The organism is Nonomuraea turcica, assembly GCF_030718205.1.
In the GTDB taxonomy this organism is placed as follows: Bacteria; Actinomycetota; Actinomycetes; order Streptosporangiales; family Streptosporangiaceae; genus Nonomuraea.
Window position 1 is genome coordinate 178459 of record NZ_JAUZQF010000001.1, and the last position, 19222, is coordinate 197680.

Genomic DNA, 19222 nt, shown 5'->3' on the forward strand with positions numbered 1-19222 from the left:
CGCCGGCATCGAACCGAGGGTCAGGGATATCGCTCGTCATCATGGGGGCTGGGCTCCAAGGCCTCCTGGGCCTCACCGTCAGGCTTCACGTACTTTGCGCGCATCTGCGTGAACGTCTCACACGCAGGGAGGATCACCGTAGGCAGGCGTGCACCAGGAATTGATTGGAGGGTAACGACCAGGCTGTGGGCATCGTCCCGCCAATCGTGTGAGGACTCACGCTCACCTGGGAGAACGTCCGGTCGAGCGCGGCACGCCGGACGGGGTTGAGTTCGTCGCCGCAGCAGAAGAAGGAGAACCGGCCTCCGGGACGGAGGATCTCGGGTACGGCCTGCTCGACGAAGACCAGGAAGTCCTCATCGGCCCAGCCGGGCGGGGGAAAGGAGTCGACCATGACAGCGTCGAAGGTGCGCCTGGCGGGCAGACTGGTCTGCCAGGGGCCCTGGATGACCTCACAGGGGTGGCCGAAGGCACGCAAGATGTGCCCGGCCATGCGCGCGACGACCGGATGGAGTTCGACGCACAGGTACGTGCGCGGCGCCCGGAGGTTGATCTCCAGCGCGCAGACCCCGAGCCCGAAGCCGATTTCGAGGACGTCCCCGGCGCCGGGCGCCGGGATGAGCGCTGCCGCGTGGCGTGCCATCAGCTCCTGTTCGGCGAAGAACATCACGTGCTCGTCATCGAAGCGCATGCCCTCGCCGTCAATGACGACCTGGGAGTCATTGAGCCAGGCGAAATACGATTCGTGATCAGGGGTGAGCGGGTAGCTCCGGCAGTCCAATCAGGGCGTCCCTTCTAGGCTTCATCTGCTCGTAGGGGAGTCTTTCGCTGGATGTCGGGAGCAGCCCTGAGTGATCATTGAGCGCGACTTGAGCAAGCCCCGGCATCGACGCGCACATACCCGGTGCATACCGCGCCATGGAAAACTCCTGCGCCTATGCGACCTGAGGGTTTCGAATTCAGGATTCTGGGCCCGCTCGAGGTGTGGAAGACAAAGGGGCCGGTGCCGATCACAGCGGCGAAGCAGCGCACTGTCCTGGCGGCCCTACTACTCAACCTGGACCGGGCACTGTCGGTGGACGACCTCGTCGACATCGTGTGGGACTATGCGCCACCGCGCGCCGCCAAGGTCACCCTCCACACCTACCTGTCCAAGCTGCGTGGAATCCTGCACAGTGATTGCGGCGCGACGATGCTGACCTCACGCTCGGGCGGCTACATGCTGGACATCGATCGCGAGCGGTTCGACGTCCACAGGTTCGAACGCCTTGTTGAGCAGGCGAGAGGCAACCTGGTGAACAGGCATGCGCAGGACGCCGCTGTGACACTGCGTACCGCGCTCGATCTGTGGCGCGGGGACGCTCTCGCGGACGTGGAGTCCGAGATCTTGAGCTCGGCCGACGGGCGCCGCCTCGAGGAGTACCGCCTGGCGGTCACCGAGGAGTGGGCCGAGCTTGAGCTCACCCTGGGGCGCCATGCGCAGCTCCTGCCCGAGCTGCGCAAGCTGGTGGAGCGCTACCCTCTCAGCCAGACGCTCCGCGCCCAGTTGATGCTCACCCTGTATCGCCTGAGGAGGCCCGCCGAGGCCCTGCAGGAGTACCAGGACACCTACCAACTGCTGCGCAACGAGGCCGGGCTCGAGCCGATGCCCGCACTCCAGTCGCTCCAGCAGTCGATCCTGGCCGCCGACCCCGCGCTCGACTGGAATCCGCCGCAGCGTACCTCGCTCTCGATCCTGCACCCGGGCACCCTGCGGCCGTTCCAGCTCCCGCCGGCCGTGCCCGAGCTGGTGAACAGGGAAACGGAGATCGAGTGCCTGCACAAGCACCTGCTCGGGCGGAACACGTTGTCGGCTCCTGCGGCATTCTTGACCGGCATGCCTGGCGCGGGCAAGAGCGCTCTGGCGGTCAAACTCGCGCACGCGATTGCGGCCGAGTTCCCCGACGGCGTGCTGTACCTGGATCTCGGCGCCACCGATCAGCCGCTCGAACCGGTCGAGGCACTTGGTCGTATCATCCGCTCGTACACAAGCGAGACGGCGGCCTTACCGGCAGACCTGAGCGGCAGGATCCAGCACTACCGGTCCCTGATCGCCGGGCGCAGGGTCCTGGTGGTGCTCGAAGACGCCCTCGACGAGGCTCAGGTGCGGCCGCTGCTTCCTGCCACCTCGGGATGCGCGGCGCTGGTCACCGGCGGTAGACGCCTACCGGGGCTGGACGGCGCGCACGTGACTGTAGGCATGCTTCCGCATCGCCACGGGCTCGCCATGCTGCGGACCATCGTCGGGCAGCGTCGCATCGCCGCCGAGCCGGACGCGGCCGACGAGGTCGTGGCGGCCTGCGGCGGGCTGCCTCTAGCGCTTCGTCTGGCGGGCGCCAGACTGGCCGCCCGCCCTGACTGGAGCATGGCCTTCTTCGCCGGCAGGATGCGCGATCCTGTCAAGCTCTTCGCCGACCTGTCGGTGGGCGACATCGATTTGCGACGGGTTCTCTCCGGCGGACTGGCCGGGTGCGGTGGTCCCGAGATACACCTGTTCCGTCACGCCACGAGCCTCGGAGAAGAGTTCGGCGCCAACGAGCTCACCGCAGGCGAGGACAGGTCAGAGATGCTCGGTGCGCTGGTGCAGCGTCACCTGATCGAGGCAGGTCAGGAGGCGGGGGAGAACGCGCCGAGGTACTCCGTTCACCCGCTGCTCAGGCTCTTGGTAGCGATAGACGGGGATGGCGACCGGCAGCACTCCAGCCCCGCTCAACGTGCGCTCAAGTCCGGCGCCCGTGACCTTTGCCAAGCTTGGCCCAGTTGCCGGAAATCGACTGGTTCTCATAAGGAGGCCCCATGACACCGACGACGAAGAAGAGGGCATGGCGTAGGCCGCAGTGGCGCGCTCGCAACGTCAGGACGCACTGCTGAGCATGGTCGTCCGCCAACGCCTCCCCCGTGGGCCCCGGCTCGTGGGGGAGGGTGTCGACCGCGTCCAGCCCGGCGCACTGCGCGACCGGGCGTTCCTGAGGGTGACGGACTTCCTGGTTCCCGAGGCCGCCGAGGCGTTGTGCCACGAGCTGGAGACCCATCTGGAATACGAGAGGGTGGAGTACGGCGAACTGACGCGGCTGTGGCGGGGCGCCCGCCCGGTCGGCGACCCGTACTTCGGCCCGCTGCTGCGCAAACCTGCTGCGGCCACCAATGACCTGGCCTACGAGGCGCTCACGGTGTTCGAGTCCCCATGGTTCATCGAGTGGTTGTCCGCCGTGACAGATACCGAGGTGTGCTTCCTGCGACCTCCTACGGCGTACCGCCTGGAGGCCGGCGATCGAATCTGCCTGCACGACGACATGACCAACCCGGTCCATGCCTTCTCCGTCGCCTACAACCTCACTCCTGGATGGCGGCAGGGCCAGGGGGGAGAGACCCGAGTAGGGCGCGTGGTGCGGAAGCGCCCGGCACCGACTCCGCCTGACTGCCCCATCGACCTTCACTACTGGGAGGTCCGGCCCGACGCGGAGATCCTGACGCCGATTTTCAACTCCATCCTCTTGATCAAGCTGAGCACCGAGTACGCGCACTCCGTCGAGCCTGTGAGCGGCGCCCCACGGCACTCGATCACCACGATCTACGGGCGCAGCGCCTTCCCCGACTAAGGAGTAAGCCGTGATTGACTATGCCGCGCGGTTGAGCATCGCCGACCACGTCGTCTTCCGCGAGACCAATGGCACGTTGTGCATGCTGTTCGACCGCGACAAGGGCGTGATGTACGAGCTGAACGAGACCGCCTCTGCCGTAGTTCGTTCGTTGCGTGATGATGCGCGGAGCTTCTCCGAACTGATCCAGGACTTGGCGACGGAATACGACGCGTCCCCAGAGATGATCGCTGAGGATTCGACGGCGCTGGTCACAGACCTCGAGCAGGCCGGACTGCTGCGAATCGTCACGAGCTGAAGGAGCACCCGTGTCGACGACGCTGACGAACGCAGCCGATTACCAGCTCCCGGAGACCAAGATCCCGATCCTGGTCCAGCTTGGCCTGACCTACCGGTGCAACCTCAAGTGCTCGCACTGCTACGCCCTCTACCGCAGGGACCGCGAGGAGTTCACGTTCGCCGAGCTTGAGCGCCTCGCCGGAGAGCTGTACGACGCGGGCAGCGGAGCGCTCGTCTACTCGCACGGCGAGAACATGATCCGCCGCGACTTCTACGACGTGGCTGCGCTGTTCCGAGACCGCGACTTCTACCAGACCCTCATGCTCAACGGCTACTACGTGCGCAGCGCCTCCGACGCGGCGAAGGTGGTCGCCAGCGGGATCAACCGCACCATGGTCTCGCTGGACAGCACCGACCCGGCAATCCACGACGACGTGCGCGGCAAGAAGGGCGCGTTCGATGTCGCGCTGCGAGCGCTTACCCTCCTCAAGGAGGCAGGCGTGGACACCGTGGGCCTGTCGACCACGATCGACACGCACAACTACGAAGACGTCGAGCACATCGTGGAGTTCGCGGTCGGCCACGGGGTCGACGCGATCAGCTTCATGCAAAACCGGTACAACAGGACCAGCGTCTTCGACCGCAGAGTGTGGCCGCGCTACCGGGAGGTGAGCCGCAGGCTGTACGACCTGATCGTCTCGCACCGCGGTGTCATCGACGTTTATACCCACGACCCGTTCATGCTGACGCTTCTTGACGACCGCATCGCCGACCCGGAATGGCGTGCCACGTTCATCGGCGCCAATCTGTGCAACGTCGGCACGAGCATGGTGTCGATCGACCCGGTCGGCAATGTGTCCGGCTGCAACTTCATCGAGGAAAGCGTCGGCAACGTCCGCGACGAGCCGTTCTGGGCCATCTGGGATCGGCTGGTGGCCAAATACTCAGACACGCTGGAGCCGCCGACCGGGCCCTGCTCCTCCTGCGATGCCTTGCCTGGGTGCATGGGCGGCTGCAAGGCCTTCCACTACAACGGCAAGTACGACGAGCGTTGCGGCGCCCAGCGGTTTGTGGACGCCGATCCGCACAGGCTGGAGGAGAGCTCTCTGGGCATCCCACAACGGGAGCCCGACAGGGCGCCCGGGACATTTCTCGGCCTGCCGCGGCGGCGGGCGAACAGCGACACGTAGGAGACCAAGGTGCGAGTGCTGTTCGTCAACCCTCACTACACGCACGACCCGCTCACCCTGCTGCTCCACCCGCCGCTCTGCTACGGCTACATGAGCAACGCGCTGAAGGCGAACGGGCACGACGTGATCCATGCCGACCTGCCCTTTGAGGGGAACCGGCCCGAGGTGGTGGCCACATACCTAGACGATTACCGGCCCGACCTGGTCGGTGTGACCAGCGTCGCGCAGAGCTACTACCACGCGTTGGAGATCGCCAGGGTCGTCAAGGAGTGGGACGCCCGCACGCCAGTGGTGTTCGGTGGTCCGCACACCTCGTTCATCGGCCCGGAGTGTCTCAGCCGCCACCGCGACGTCGACTTCGTGCTGCTCTTCGACGCCGAACACAGCATCGTCGAGCTGGTGAGCGCACTGGGCGCGGGAGGCGACACCACGGTACTGGGTGCGGTGCCCGGACTGGTGTACCGCGACGGCGACGCGATACGGACCACCCCTCCAGATCCGCCCTCACTCGACTTGGACCAGTACGGCATGCCCGACCGGTCGATCTTCGACATGGAGCGATACGCGCACTACGACTATGAGACCGTGGTGATGACCGCGCGCGGCTGCCCGAGCCGCTGCACCTTCTGCTCGACCACCGCGGCGGGCCGCGCCGCGCGATGGAACGGCCCCAAGCACGTCTGCGACGAGTTGGAGCAGGTCATCGATCTGGGCTTCAGCTCGGTGTTCTTCGGCGACGACACCTTCTCAGGAGACCCCCGCCGCGCGATCGCGATCTGCGAGGAGATCGTCCGGCGCGACCTGCGTATCCCCTGGACCAGCAACATGCGGGCGCAGGACGCGCGGCCGCAGGTGCTCGACGCCATGCGGGAAGCGGGCGCGTACCGCGTGTTCGTTGGGTACGAGTCGATACAGCAGCGGACGCTTCGGCTGGTGAAGAAGGGCACCTCGCCCGAGCGGCTTTACAAGACGGCCAACCGCATCATGGCGCACGGCTTGGAACTGCACGCTTCCTTCATCGTGGGCGCACCCGGCGACACCCACGAGACGCTTGCCGCAACGCTCGACTTCATCCGGCTGATCAACCCCACGGTCGCCACCTTCAACGTCATGGAGCCACGGCCCGGTACGGACGTCTACCGCAACCCGGATCGCTACGGCATCGCGATCCCCGATCCCTACTGGTATGAGACGACGAGCTGGCTTGACCTGCCCGTCTGCGCTACCGAGAACCTCAGCCAGGAGGAGATCAGGGACTGGGTGCACCGCTGCTACGACGAGTTCTGCGGCGACGGCTTCCGCAGGCCCGAGGTGATGGAGCGGCTGGAGCCGACCAGGGCCGAATGGGACGCGGCGGCCGATAAGGTCCAGCGGCACCTTCCCATTCTCAGCGGCTGAGTCGGCCATGAGGGTCGCACTGGTCGGCTCCGGCATCGCCGGGCTTTCCCACGCGCTCGACATCGTGACGAGCCCCGAGCTGGAGTTCACCGCGGTCTGCTCGCGCACCCGATCGCGCGCGGCCGAGCTGGCCGGCCGTTTCGGGGTGCCACGGGTGTTCAGGTCCGTCACGGAGCTGCTGGACGCCGAATGTTGTGACGCTGTGGTCGTGGCCGTGCCGCCGGCGGCGACGCTGCCCATCGTCCTGGCCTGCCGGGAGCGCTCGCTGCGGATCATGGCAGAGAAACCGGTCGCGCGCTCGGCGAGCGAGCTGCCGCTCGTGGAAGAAGTGTCGCGCGGCGTCTTGGCACCGTTCAACCGCAGGTATCTCGCCCACGTGCGGGAGGCTGTCGAGGCGGTCCATGGCGGCGCAATCGGTGCGATCCGGCAAGTGGACGCGCGGTGGGTGGGGCCCTACCTCGAGCGCTACGCGCCCGGCGCGCCGACGTACCGCGCTCGTGCCGGGCGCAGACAGGGACTTCTCGTCGACACGGGCAGCCACGTCCTAGACGCCCTCAGTTGGGTTATGGGGCCCGTACGGCCGCTGCCTGGGTGCCGGATGGAGTTCAACGCGCGGGGTGCCGAGGTCGGCTTCGATCTGCTCATGCGCAACGGTGACGGAGCGACCGCGAGCGTGCGTGCCGAGGGGAAGGGCGGTGAAGAGCGGTGGGAGATCCGCGTGACCGGCGACCGCGGACAGGCGACCCTCGGGCCCGACACCGCTGAGGTGCGTGCGGGAACCCGCCGCACCCGCCTGGCGGCCAGGCCGGTACGCCGCCCAGTCGATGACCTGCTCATCGGTTGGCGCGGCGAGCAGGTGTGGGGCCCGTCCCCGGCCGAGTTGGTGCGGCTCAGCGAGACCCTGGTCGGCGTCTACGACCTCGTCGATGCCGACGCCCGGACGCGCTGGCTCCGGCCGCGCTTCAAACCTTGGGGCCGCCTCAATGGATCATGCTGACAGGTGCTTCGTGTTCACCGGCGCTCACGGCGTCGGGAAGAGTTCGCTGATCCGAGCAATGGAATATCAGGGAGAGCGGGTAGTGAGGGAGGCCGCGCAGGACGTACGGCTGCTGATGGAAGCCGCGGGTGATCCCTTCCCACTCGACCGCGACGACTTCGAGAGCCGGTGCCTGCAACTGCACCGGATGCGAGAGGAGCGCGCGCGTGCGAGTGGTGGCACGGTGTTCCTCGACAGAGGGTGCCTCGACTACCTCGCCTACGCAGAACTAGGACCGTGGCCGCTGAGTGACGCGGAACGAGATCATTGTCGCGCGACGCGTTATGACGCAGTCTTCCTGGTCCTGCCGCACGGGCGCGAGTGGGGGTCGACGCTACGCGCCGGCGAGCGTGAGTTCTGCGAGCGTCTCGTGTGCGAGCTGCGGCGGCTCTACACCGAGCTGGGCATGCCCGTGTACGAGGTGCCCGCAGGAGACGTGTGGGAGCGCGCCGGATGGGTGCGCGCGCGGTGCGCGGAGACCGGTCAGGCGCCGCTCAGACGGTCGGCGACCTCGCCCCAGAAGGCGGTCATGTGACGGTTCACGTCGGGCCCGTACGCCACGCGCACACAGGGCACCTTTTGCACCAGCGCCATGGTGCGGCTCCTCTCGGCGCTGTCGGTGGGACGGCGAGGGAGCACGCCGAGGAAGTCGATGCCGTGCTTGCGCTGCCGGGTATCGGCGAGGCAGTGGGGGTCAGTGTGCCAGCTCGGCCGGGTCACGGGATCGATGCGCCAGCCTGCTCGCTCACGCTCGGCGACCGGCAGGACCACGCCGACCAGCTCGGCCTCTGGAACGCCGTGGACCCGGGTGAGCGGGAAGAACTCCTCCAGGTCGAAATACACCCTGCTGCGGTGCTCAGCGCCCCAGGGCAGCACGTCCGCACCGCCCAGTGGGCCGACAGGTCCCTTGTGCCAGCGCAACGACGCCCGCTCGATGACGCTTCTCTGCGGATGCTCGACCAGCGCGGTCGCGCTCACCGCCACCCGCTTGGGCCAGCCGGCGATCAAGGGCGGGCCGCCCGCGTCCCTGCGCCAGATGTGCACCATGTCCTCGGCCAGGAAATCCCAGCCGACCAGCGTGCATACCTGGAAGGCCAACGTGGACTTACCGCTGCCCGCCTTGCCCATGATGAGCACCCCCGCGCCATCGCGTGCCACGCCGGAGGCGTGGAACGCGGGCAGGCCGGCCGCCTCAAGCTGGCCGCCTATCACGTACATGAGCATCCGGCTGATCGCACGCATGGTCTCGGTCGACTCGTCGTACACCTCGAGCTCCACCAATCCGCGCTCGGGCTCGGCGGAGATGAGCATTGCCGCGGCGTCGTTCTCCCGCTGCCGCAGCCACCGCACGGCCCCCGCCTGGTGACCCACACAGACGTACGTTGTGCTCGAAGGGCCCATGCTCAGCCGTGGCAACCGCCAACAGTCGGCCAGCGTGCCCGGATCCACGCTCGGCATCGCGCGCAGCGCGACCCGCACCGTCACACCCGGCGCATCGTGTGGCGCGCCCAGCCGGTAGATCGGGCTGACCATGCTCCCCGCTCGCTCTAGGACGCTCGCCAGCGCCGATTCCACGTTCGCCGTTGCGGGGCCGCTGGAGAGTCCGAAAACTTCCGCAGATTCGAAGGAAGGCGATGTCATTGGCAGATCTCCTGACGTATGTGGGCGGTTCAGGCGCCGCTGTGGTCGAAGTCGAGGGGCCGTCCGGCGCGGGCAAGTCCACACTGATCCGGGCGCTGGTCGCGGCGTCGGGACCGGGAGCGCGCTGTGTGGACGTGGCCGCGGCCGAATCCGTGCCTGACGAGCCGATGCAACTCGTCGGCGACCTCATGCGCGCCATGCCCGCGCGTCTCGAACCGCTGGAGGCCGCGTTCCTGTTCTGCGCGCGTACGGCGGGCCGCTGCCGGGTCATCGGCCGCTTGGGGCGCGGCGGACCGGTCATCCTTTTGGCCGACCGGCTGCGCCTGTCTCTGTACGCGCAGCTGCGTCGAGCGGGCCTGGAGGTGTCGGCGGCGGCAGAGCTGACGCTGCTGGCGGCGCGGAAGGTCCGTCCGCACCTGACGATTCTCCTGGACGTCGACCACGCCGAGCACAGCCGCCGCGTCACGCATCGCGGTCACGTGCCCACGCGGGAGCGGGAATTCCGCGCACTCAGGGGATGGCTGTGCGAGGCGTTCGACACGCTAGGCGCGGATGGACCCCGCCTCGACACCACCGGCCTCACGCCCGAGCAGGTTCGTGACCGAGTCGTGGCGACCGGGGTGATGCCGGCTCTGTGACCGATCCGGACGCGGCCCCCCCCAGTGCGCTGCCGACGGCCGACCTCGTCCCATGCCGGGGCCGCTCGAATTCCGCGCTGAAACCAGACGGAAAACTCGGCCCTCGAGGCTGACCGTATCCACGGCTCAGGAATTGGCATGCAGAGTCAATCACTTTCCCATTCGCCGGTTAAGTAGTGCGAACATGCTAGCGACGCGGTAATTGAGTGCGGCTTGAGCGGCGTTGTAGCGGTGCCTGAGCATGTCATTCACCACTGCGGCCAGGCGCTAGGTTGGCCCTCATGAAGTATCTCGCATACACTCCTGAGCTCGCCGAAATCGACAAGATCCTGGTCGACGGAAATGAAGCGGGCCGCGGCCTGCAGTTGAGCCATTGGCCGGGAAACAGGACCCCCAAGCATCTGAAGGCGGATCTGAGCGTCGAGATCGCGCTCCGTTTCATCGCCGACCCCGGCCATTCGGAATGGGTTCGCGGGCGGGAAATAGTGACGAATGACCATTACGACACCGACGGCCTGCTCGCCGCATGGGTCGTGCTCAATCCGGAATCGGCGGCCGAGCACGCCGCAGCGTTGATCGCGTGTGCGGAAGCAGGCGACTTCTACGAGTTCACCCATCCGGACGCGGTCAAACTCGACCTCACCATCCAGGCCTTCGCCGACCCCGAGCGATCTCCCTTCAGGGTGGAGCCGGCCGGCGCCTCGACCGTGGAATTCGAGCAGCGAGCCAGCGACGAAATCCTCGCCCGGCTACCCGGCCTGCTCTACGACGTCTCGGATTACGAGGAATTGTGGGGCGAGCGTTACGAGAAGATCGTCGGGCGCCTGGGTTGGCTGAACGATGGTCGTGTACGCGTGCGCGAATGGCCGGAGGCGCGGATGTCCACGATCGAGAGCTCGGACAGGCTCGATCATTTCGCCAGGAACACGTTCTGCAATGGCCATCGGATACTCGAGGCTGTATCCGTGCCGGGCGGCACCTCCTACGTGCTGCACTACCGCGAGTTCCTCTGGTACGACATCGTGTCGCGCGCATCGAGTCCCAAGCACCGCATGACACGAACCGCCGATCGGCTGAACGAATTGGAGCCCGCAGGTGACGGGGCGTGGGCGGTCACCACGTGGACGCCCGCCATCTTGTTCTCCGCCGAGGGGAAGGGCGAGACGAGGGTTGTCTCGTACAAGGAGCCGCGAGGGGCGAGCGCATTGCCCGTCGAGACCGTGGAGCAGGTCATCTGCGAGGAACTTCTCGACCTCGACCGAGCATAGCCAGACGGCGCAAGGAAGTTCGGTAGCCTTGAGAGCGTTTCTCCGCTGGGTGCGCGTCATGTCCCGGCCGCCTGAATGATCATGGAAGGATCGTTGTCCTGTGAGCCGATTCCTGCCGACCGCGCCCTATCGGGGCACCCGAGACTTCCTTCCGGATGAGATGTCGGTGCGCCAGCAGGTTTTCTCCCGCCTCTACGAGGCCGTAGAGCGCTACGGCTACGTACGTTACGACGGGCCCATACTGGAATCGGCGGACATATACGAGGCCAAGTCAGGCAGGGAGATCGCGGACCAGCAGCTCTACTCCCTGACCGACCGTGCCGGCCGTAGGCTCGCGCTGCGCCCGGAGATGACGCCGTCAGTGGCAAGGATGATCGCCGGGCACGCCGGCGAGCTCCAGTTCCCTGTCCGGTGGTATTCCCACGTCAACTGCCACCGCTACGAGCGGCCACAGCGCGGCCGCGTGCGCGAGCACTGGCAGATCAACGTGGATGTTTTCGGCTCTGACAGCCCCAACTGCGAGATCGAGATCTTCCAGGTCATCCACGACATGATGGCCTCACTCGGCGCCACCAGGGACATGTACGTGCTGCGCGCCAACGACCGCATCCTCCTGGAGAGCCTGCTCGTCGACGTGATCGGGATCCCCCACGAGAAGGTCCGCGACGTCTCCTCGATCCTCGACCGCTGGGCCAAATACCCCAGGGAGCAGCTCCTGGACAGCGCGCTCCAACTCGAGATCTCCGAGCAGCAGTTCGAGCGCATCGAGGTGGCCCTGAAGTCGGACGAAAGCCTGCTGCCAGAAATGCCGGCCGAGACGCTTGAGCGGTCACCGCTGGCCAGGATTCTCGCCGGGCCCGGGCGCGATCTGGTGGTGTTCGACCCATCGATCGTGCGCGCGTTCGAGTATTACACCGCCACGGTGTTCGAGGTCTTCGACACGAACCCCGCCAACAGCCGATCGCTGTTCGGCGGCGGCCGATACAGCGATCTGGTGGGGCTCTTCTCCGACCAGCGCATCCCGGGCATCGGATTCGGCATGGGCGATGTGACGCTGATGGATTTCCTCGACACGCATGGTCTGCTGCCTACGCCCAAGCCCGAGTGTGATGTGGCCGTGATGCCCGTCGAAGAGGAACTGCTCCCCGTGGTCAGGGACATCGCCGGCGAACTGCGGGCGGCCGGCTACCGCACGGTCGTCCCGCTGGAGAGCCGCAAACTGGGCAAGGAGCTCAAGCGGGCGGACAGGAGCGGTGCCAGGGCCGGGGTCATCGTGGGGCCCGATGACTGGCAGCGCGGCATGGTGGGGGTGCGCGACCTCGCCGGTCGCGAGCAGCAGACGGTCCCACGTGAGGAGGTCGTGGCCGCGGTCGCCCAGATACTCAGCAGCCCGCGGCCTGACAGGACCACGATCTGACAACCTCCGGCCTGACGGTCCCGCGAGCGACGGACCGGCCTCGCCATGCCGCGAGGCCCCTAGGGGACGCCGACGACCGGATGGTCGTCCCATGCGCCATCCCCGGACGCGGGGTGCGTCCGGGGATGCGGCACGTCAGGACAGGGCGTCGAAGCCGGCTCGCAAATGCGTCAGGCGGTCGGTGAGGTCCGAGAGCGGCGCGGCCAGCGCCGGGTCCTGGGACTTGCGGGCCAGCTCCCGAATCCGGGCCAGCTCATCCTCCACGGCCGTCAGCCGCCGCGACAGCTCCGGCAGCACCGACGCCTGATCACCGGCCCCGGCCGGCAGCTCGCCGCTGAGCCGGTCGCGGAGCAGGGACGCCTGCTCGGCCAGCCGCTTGTTCATGTTGTAGAGCTCGGTGAACACCGACACCTTTGCCCGCAACACCCACGGGTCGAACGGCTTGGTCAGATAGTCCACCGCACCTGCCGCGTAGCCGCGGAAGGCGTAGTCGGGCGCGCTGTCCACCACGGTCAGGAAGATGATCGGAATGTTCCTGGTCCGCTCGCGCCGCTTGATGTGCGCAGCCGTCTCGAACCCGTCCATGCCCGGCATCCGCACGTCGAGCAGGATGAGCGCGAACTCGGTGTTGAGCAGTGCTTTCAGCGCCTCCTCGCCCGACCGGGCGCGCACCGGCACCAGGTCGAGCGAGCTGAGGATGGCTTCCAGCGCGATGAGGTTTTCCTCGCGGTCGTCTACCAGGAGGATCTTCGCTCGCTCCGCCATCGATCACGACCCTTCGGCTGACGAGTCAGAAGTGGCCCCTCGGCCGCGGCTCAGCCAGCCGCGCAGGCGTTCGAGCAGGCGGTCGACGTCGACCGGCTTGGGCACGTAGTCGGACGCGCCCGACGCGATGCTCTTCTCCCGGTCGCCCCGCATGACCTTGGCCGTCAACGCGATGATCGGCAGGTCGGCGAACTGCGGCATGCGCCGGATCGCCGAGGTCGTGGCCCAGCCGTCCATCTCCGGCATCATGATGTCCATCAGCACGAGCGCGACGTCCTCGTTTCGTTCGAGCTGCTCGATCCCCTCCCGGCCGTTCTCAGCGTAGACGACTGTAGAGCCGTGTCGCTCCAGCACGCTGGTCAGGGCGAACACGTTGCGGATGTCGTCGTCCACGATGAGGATCTTCGCGCCGCTGAGCGGGTCGTCACCCTGCCACTGGACAGGCGTCTCGATCGGCGGCTCGACCAGCTCGGGCATCGGCAGATCGAGCGGCATCGGCGGCTCGGGCACGGTGACGGTGGCAGGCTCGTCCGCGGGCGAGGCCATGAGCTGCCGGCGTCCCGCGCTCCCGTCCGTGGCGGCCAGCGGCCCGGTGTACGAGGCCGGCAGGTAGAGCGTGAACGTGCTGCCCTTGCCCAGCTCGCTGTCCACGTGGATCTCGCCGCCGAGCAGCCTGGCGATGTCCCGGCAGATGGCCAGGCCCAGGCCCGTGCCGCCGTATTTCCTGCTCGTCGTGCCGTCGGCCTGCCGGAACGCCTCGAAGATCACGTCCCGCTTGTCGGGCGCGATGCCGATGCCGGTGTCGATCACCTGGAACGCCAGCAGGTCCCTGGCGTCGTGCAGCGTGTTGTCGTCGAAGTCCACCCCGGGCGGCGCCACCGCGACCCGCAGCTTCACCTCGCCGCGCGGCGTGAACTTCACCGCGTTGGACAGCAGGTTACGCAGCACCTGTTGCAGCCGCTGCTCGTCGGCGCGCAACTCGTTGGGAACATCGGACTCGACGTCCACGCTGAACGACAGGCCCTTGTCCTGAGCGAGCGGCGCGAACGCCGCCTCCAGCAGATCGACCATCTTGGGCAGCGACACCTGGATGGGGTGGATGTCCATCCGGCCCGCCTCGACCTTCGACAGGTCGAGCATGTCGTTGATCAGCTGGAGCAGCGCGGATCCTGCGCTGTGGATCGTCCGGGCGAACTCGACCTGCTGCGAGGTCAGGTTGCCCTCGGCGTTCTCGGTCAGCAGCTTGGCCAGCACCAGCAGGCTGTTGAGCGGCGTGCGCAGCTCGTGCGACATGTTCGCGAGGAACTCGGACTTGTAGCGCGAGGACACCGCGAGCTGCTCCGCGCGCTCCTCCAGTGTGCGGCGGGCCTGCTCGATCTGGAAGTTCTGGATCTCGATCGCGCGGTTCTGCTTGGCCAGCAGCGCCGCCTTGTCCTCCAGCTCGGCGTTGGACCTGCGCAGCTCCTCCTGCTGGCGCTGCAGCTCGTCCGAGCGCTCCTGCAGCTCGCGGGTGAGCCGCTGCGACTCGGTCAGCAGGTCCTCGGTGCGGGAGTTGGCGATGATCGTGTTCATCGTGACACCGATGGTCTCGACGAGCTGCCGCAGGAAGTCCAGGTGCACCTCGCCGAACGGGGTGAACGAGGCCAGCTCCAGCGCGCCGAGCACGCGGCTCTCGAACAGGATCGGCAGCACCACGATCTGCGCGGGCGTGGACTGGCTCAGCCCGCTGTCGATGGTGATGAACTGCGGCGGCACGTCGTCGAGCACGATGGGCCGGCCTTCGGCCGCGGCCTGGCCGACGATGCCCTCGCCGATCGCGAAGCGCTGACGCGGCGCCCGGTCGGGACGCACGCCGTAGCCGCCGATCAGCACCAGCTCGTGGTCGCCCTCGGGATCGATGCCGTAGAAGGCGCCGTAGCGGGCCGACACCAGCGGCGTCAGCTCGCTCATCGTCAGCTTGGCCACCTCGTAGAGGTCGCGGTGGCCCTGCATGAGCCGGGAGATGCGGGCCAGGTTGGACTTGAGCCAGTCCTGCTCCTGGTTGGCCTGGGTGGTCTCGCGGAGGTTGGCCACCATCGAGTTGATGTTGTCCTTCAGCTCCGCCAGCTCGCCCTGCGCCTCGACGGCGATCGAGCGGGTCAGGTCGCCGCGCGCCACGGCGCTGGTCACGGTCGCGATCGCACGCACCTGGGTGGTGAGGTTGCCGGCCAGCTCGTTGACGCTCTCGGTGAGCCGCTTCCACGTGCCCTCGACGCCCTCGACCCGGGCCTGGCCGCCCAGCTGGCCCTCAGAGCCCACCTCGCGGGCGACTCGGGTGACCTCGGAGGCGAAGGACGACAGCTGGTCCACCATGCGGTTGATGGTGGTCTTCAGTGCCAGGATCTCGCCCTGGGCGTCCACGTCGATCTTGCGCATGAGGTCGCCGTTGGCGACCGCGGTGGTGACCTCGGCGATGTTGCGCACCTGGTAGGTCAGGTTGTTGGCCATGAAGTTGACGTTGTCGGTGAGGTCCTTCCACACACCGGACACGCCCTGCACCCGCGCCTGGCCGCCCAGCTGACCCTCGGTGCCCACCTCGCGGGCGACTCGGGTCACCTCGGAGGCGAAGGACGACAGCTGGTCCACCATCGTGTTGAGGGTGTCCTTGAGCTGCAACATCTCGCCCTGGGCGTCGACCGTGATCTTCTTCGACAGGTTGCCCTGCGCCACCGCGGACGAGACGGCCGCGATCTGGCGCACCTGAGAGGTCAGGTTGTTGGCCATCGAGTTGACGTTGTCCGTCAGGTCCTTCCAGACCCCGGACACGCCGCGGACCTGCGCCTGGCCGCCCAGCTGGCCCTCGGTGCCCACCTCGCGGGCGACTCGGGTCACCTCGGAGGCGAACGACGACAGCTGCTCGACCATCGTGTTCATGGTCGACTTGAGCTCCAGGATCTCGCCCTGGGCGTCCACGTCGATCTTGCGGGTGAGGTCGCCATTGGCCACGGCCGTGGTCACCTGGGCGATGTTCCGCACCTGATAGGTGAGGTTGTTGGCCATGGAGTTGACGTTGTCGGTGAGGTCCTTCCAGACGCCCGACACGCCCTTCACCTCGGCGCGGCCGCCGAGCTTTCCTTCGGTGCCGACCTCGCGGGCCACGCGGGTGACCTCGTCGGCGAAGGAGGACAGCTGGTCCACCATCGTGTTGAGGGTGTCCTTCAGCTGGAGGATCTCGCCCTGGGCGTCGACGGTGATCTTCTTGGACAGGTTGCCCTGGGCCACCGCCGTGGCCACGGTCGCGATGCTGCGCACCTGAGAGGTCAGGTTGTTGGCCATGAAGTTGACGTTGTCGGTGAGGTCCTTCCAGACCCCGGACACGCCGGTGACCTGCGCCTGGCCGCCGAGCTGGCCTTCGGTGCCGACCTCGCGGGCCACGCGGGTGACCTCCTCGGCGAAGCCGGACAGCTGGTCCACCATCGTGTTGACGGTGTTCTTCAGCTCGAACATCTCGCCCACGGCGTCGACCGTCACCTTGCGGCTCAGGTCGCCCTTGGCCACCGCCGTGGTCACGACCGCGATGTCGCGCACCTGGGCGGCCACACGCGAGGACATCGTGTTGACGGCCTCGGTGAGGTCGCGCCAGCTGCCCGACATGCCGCGCAGGTTGGCACTGCCGCCGAGGCGGCCCTCGGTGCCGGCCTCGCGGGCCACCCTGGTCACCTCGGAGTTGAACAGCGCCAGCTGATCCACCATGCCGTTGATGGCCTTGCCCAGGCGGCGCACCTCGCCACGGGCCGACCGGTCGAGGTCGATGCGGCGCGAGAGATCGCCCTTGGCGACCGCGTCGATCACATCGGCCGCGCCGCTCACCGGGCTCACCAGGGCCTCGATCAGCTGGTTGACCGACTCGACGCTCTCCGCCCACGCGCCCACGCCGGGGCCGGGCGTCAGCCGCTCGCTGAACCGGCCCTCCTTGACCACTTCCTTACGGACGCGTACGAGCTCGTTGGACAGATGCTCGCGACGATCGGCCACCTCGTTGAGCAGCAGCCGTATCTCGCTGAGAATGCCGGGAGGCGCATGAGGCACCCGACGCCGGAAGTCACCGTCACGCCAAGAGAAAAGGGTCTCCAGGACGGGCACGAGATCCGATTCGGTGTACGTCCTCTCCTCGGGGCTTAGCGCGGCCTTGGCCGTGGTCATGGGGCCTCCTTCACTCGCTGCCTGCCTCGGCGAGTGATTCAAGTCTGTCACGATGAGTAGCTCGTAGTCCTGTCCTTGGATTTACCCCAAGTCAGTGGGAAGTGTGGTAGGCACGGTGGGATGACTGCTTCTCCCCATGCGGTGCTGGCCGCGACGTTCGCGCCCGGCGAGACCGCTGTGACGGCTGCGATGAGGTTCACGCGTGAGGTGATGACCGCGTGGGCCACTGGTGGCGTGCTCCATACTGCCGAGCAAGTCGCAGGGGACTTGGCCGAGCAGGTCGCTGACGAGCCATTTGAGGTCATTTGGAAGCATTTCGGGGACGCCGTACAGATCGAATTCCGGCAACGAAGCGTCTCCCAGAGTGATCCGAAAGCTCCTTCCTCGAACGTCGAAGAGTGGGGAGTCACCTTCGCGGGCGATTCCCGTGTCCATTGGGCTAGGCTCACGCTACCTGGCTCCGTGGACAGGGTCGCAGCCGAATGGCTGGAGGAGAGGTCCACCGGACCTCATTGGCTGGGGTTCCTGGCTGACGCGAGCGACTTGCTGGCAGGCACTCTCGACCCCGACATGGTGCCGGCGATCATCGCCCAGATTGTGGTGCCGAGGTTGGCGAGTTGGTGCGCTGTCTACACCTCCGACGGCGCCGCCGGACCGCTGCGGCTGGTCTATCTGTGGCATGCCGACGAGGCCAGGATCGACGGGCTGCGCGAGCAACTGGCGGACATGGACGTGGGCGCCGCCGGCACCAGCGTCACCTCCACCCTTCACCTGGCCGACTCGCAGGTGCTGGCGGTGCCGCTGACGGCGCGCGGGCGCAGCCTCGGCATGATGTGCCTGGGCCGGCCCGACCGGTTCCGTGACGAGGTCATCCAGTTCGCCGACGACATCGGCAGGCGCGCCGCGCTGGCCATGGACAACGCCAGGCTCTACGCCCAGCAGGCCGCCGCCAACCGGGCGCTGCAGCGCAGCCTGCTCCCGCCCAACGAGCCCGACGTGCCGGGGCTCGACTACGGCGTCATCTACGAGCCCGCCGGCGAGGTCAACGAGGTCGGCGGCGACTTCTACGACCTGTTCAAGGCGGGCGACGACTCGTGGCGGTTCGCGATCGGTGACGTCTGCGGCACCGGCCCGGAGGCCGCGGCTGTGACCGGCCTCGCCCGGCACACGCTGCGGCTGCTGGCGCGGGAGGGATATGGGGTGGCCGCCGTGCTCGGCCGGCTCAACCAGGCGATCCTGGAGGAGGGGGAGCGGGCCAGGTTCCTCACGCTGCTGCACGGCGACATCACCCCCGTGGAGACCGGCCTGGAGGTCCGCCTGGTGTCGGCGGGGCATCCCGAGGCGCTGCGGCTCAAGCCGAACGGCAAGGTCGAGACCGTCACCACGCCGCAGTCGTTGCTCGGGGTCTTCCACGAGGTCGTGTTCGAGGCCGACACCCTCCATCTCGCCCACGGCGACGTGCTGCTGGCCGTCACGGACGGGGTGACCGAGCGGCGCTCCGGCGGTCGCCTGCTCGACGACGACGGCGGCCTGGCCAAGCTGCTCGCCGAGTGCGCCGGGCTGTCGGCCAGGGCGGTGGCCGAGCGCATCCGCAGGGGCGCGGCCGAGTTCGCCTCCGAGCCGAGCGCCGACGACCTCGCCATCGTGGTGCTGCGCGCACGCTGACGCGTGGGCGGCGTGGTGCTCGATGAGGACCTCCCGATGTACGGCGGTGCGCGCGATCGTGACAGCGGTCAGGCCCGACGGTCAAGACCGTCGGGCCTGCAAGTC

At 67.6% G+C, this 19222-nt stretch carries 15 protein-coding genes; 11 read left to right on the forward strand and 4 right to left on the reverse strand.

Annotation, left to right across the window (positions count from 1 at the left end):
* Positions 1 to 133: 133 nt before the first annotated feature.
* On the reverse strand, positions 134 to 691 hold the full coding sequence (locus Q9G87_RS00880) for a class I SAM-dependent methyltransferase (RefSeq protein WP_305914203.1): 558 nt from the start codon (positions 689 to 691) through the stop codon (positions 134 to 136).
* A 312-nt stretch (positions 692 to 1003) separates the two neighbouring features.
* Between Q9G87_RS00880 and Q9G87_RS00885 the strand changes: the two genes are divergently transcribed.
* The 7 genes from Q9G87_RS00885 to Q9G87_RS00915 all read left to right on the forward strand — a co-directional run bounded on the left by Q9G87_RS00885 (position 1004) and on the right by Q9G87_RS00915 (position 8076).
* Positions 1004 to 2839 carry an AfsR/SARP family transcriptional regulator gene (locus Q9G87_RS00885; protein ID WP_305914204.1) on the forward strand — a complete coding sequence of 612 codons (1836 nt, stop codon included), beginning with the start codon at positions 1004 to 1006 and terminating at the stop codon, positions 2837 to 2839.
* A 73-nt stretch (positions 2840 to 2912) separates the two neighbouring features.
* On the forward strand, positions 2913 to 3638 hold the full coding sequence (locus Q9G87_RS00890; protein WP_305914205.1) for a 2OG-Fe(II) oxygenase: 726 nt from the start codon (positions 2913 to 2915) through the stop codon (positions 3636 to 3638).
* A 10-nt stretch (positions 3639 to 3648) separates the two neighbouring features.
* Positions 3649 to 3936, forward strand: coding sequence for a PqqD family protein (locus tag Q9G87_RS00895; RefSeq protein ID WP_305914206.1), 288 nt, complete (start codon positions 3649 to 3651; stop codon positions 3934 to 3936).
* A gap of 10 nt (positions 3937 to 3946) precedes the next feature.
* Positions 3947 to 5107 (forward strand): radical SAM/SPASM domain-containing protein, encoded by a 1161-nt coding sequence (locus Q9G87_RS00900; RefSeq protein ID WP_305914207.1) that lies wholly within the window; start codon positions 3947 to 3949, stop codon positions 5105 to 5107.
* 9 nt (positions 5108 to 5116) lie between these two features.
* Entirely contained in the window at positions 5117 to 6505 is a 1389-nt protein-coding gene (locus Q9G87_RS00905; RefSeq protein ID WP_305914208.1) for a B12-binding domain-containing radical SAM protein, read from the forward strand.
* A 7-nt stretch (positions 6506 to 6512) separates the two neighbouring features.
* Positions 6513 to 7502 carry a Gfo/Idh/MocA family protein gene (locus Q9G87_RS00910; RefSeq protein WP_305914209.1) on the forward strand — a complete coding sequence of 330 codons (990 nt, stop codon included), beginning with the start codon at positions 6513 to 6515 and terminating at the stop codon, positions 7500 to 7502.
* Positions 7489 to 8076, forward strand: coding sequence for an ATP/GTP-binding protein (locus Q9G87_RS00915; protein ID WP_305914210.1), 588 nt, complete (start codon positions 7489 to 7491; stop codon positions 8074 to 8076). Before Q9G87_RS00910 ends, Q9G87_RS00915 begins: the two co-directional genes overlap by 14 nt.
* On the opposite strand, the gene Q9G87_RS00920 is transcribed toward Q9G87_RS00915, so the two are convergent.
* Positions 8025 to 9074 (reverse strand): phosphoenolpyruvate carboxykinase (ATP), encoded by a 1050-nt coding sequence (locus Q9G87_RS00920; RefSeq protein WP_305914211.1) that lies wholly within the window; start codon positions 9072 to 9074, stop codon positions 8025 to 8027. The two genes, Q9G87_RS00915 and Q9G87_RS00920, sit on opposite strands and share 52 nt — an antisense overlap.
* A gap of 101 nt (positions 9075 to 9175) precedes the next feature.
* On the opposite strand from Q9G87_RS00920, the gene Q9G87_RS00925 reads away from it, so the two are divergent.
* The 3 genes from Q9G87_RS00925 to hisS all read left to right on the forward strand — a co-directional run bounded on the left by Q9G87_RS00925 (position 9176) and on the right by hisS (position 12505).
* Positions 9176 to 9820 carry a dTMP kinase gene (locus Q9G87_RS00925; RefSeq protein WP_305914212.1) on the forward strand — a complete coding sequence of 215 codons (645 nt, stop codon included), beginning with the start codon at positions 9176 to 9178 and terminating at the stop codon, positions 9818 to 9820.
* A 281-nt stretch (positions 9821 to 10101) separates the two neighbouring features.
* Positions 10102 to 11088: a DUF6687 family protein gene (locus Q9G87_RS00930; RefSeq protein WP_371825727.1), complete on the forward strand. Its 987-nt coding sequence runs from the start codon at positions 10102 to 10104 to the stop codon at positions 11086 to 11088.
* Between the two features lie 100 nt (positions 11089 to 11188).
* Positions 11189 to 12505: a histidine--tRNA ligase gene (hisS, locus tag Q9G87_RS00935; protein WP_305914214.1), complete on the forward strand. Its 1317-nt coding sequence runs from the start codon at positions 11189 to 11191 to the stop codon at positions 12503 to 12505.
* 135 nt (positions 12506 to 12640) lie between these two features.
* On the opposite strand, the gene Q9G87_RS00940 is transcribed toward hisS, so the two are convergent.
* Positions 12641 to 13270 carry a response regulator gene (locus tag Q9G87_RS00940; protein ID WP_305914215.1) on the reverse strand — a complete coding sequence of 210 codons (630 nt, stop codon included), beginning with the start codon at positions 13268 to 13270 and terminating at the stop codon, positions 12641 to 12643.
* Between the two features lie 3 nt (positions 13271 to 13273).
* On the reverse strand, positions 13274 to 17452 hold the full coding sequence (locus Q9G87_RS00945) for a HAMP domain-containing protein (protein WP_305914216.1): 4179 nt from the start codon (positions 17450 to 17452) through the stop codon (positions 13274 to 13276).
* Between the two features lie 462 nt (positions 17453 to 17914).
* On the opposite strand from Q9G87_RS00945, the gene Q9G87_RS00950 reads away from it, so the two are divergent.
* Positions 17915 to 19117 carry a PP2C family protein-serine/threonine phosphatase gene (locus Q9G87_RS00950; protein ID WP_305914217.1) on the forward strand — a complete coding sequence of 401 codons (1203 nt, stop codon included), beginning with the start codon at positions 17915 to 17917 and terminating at the stop codon, positions 19115 to 19117.
* Positions 19118 to 19222: the final 105 nt, after the last annotated feature.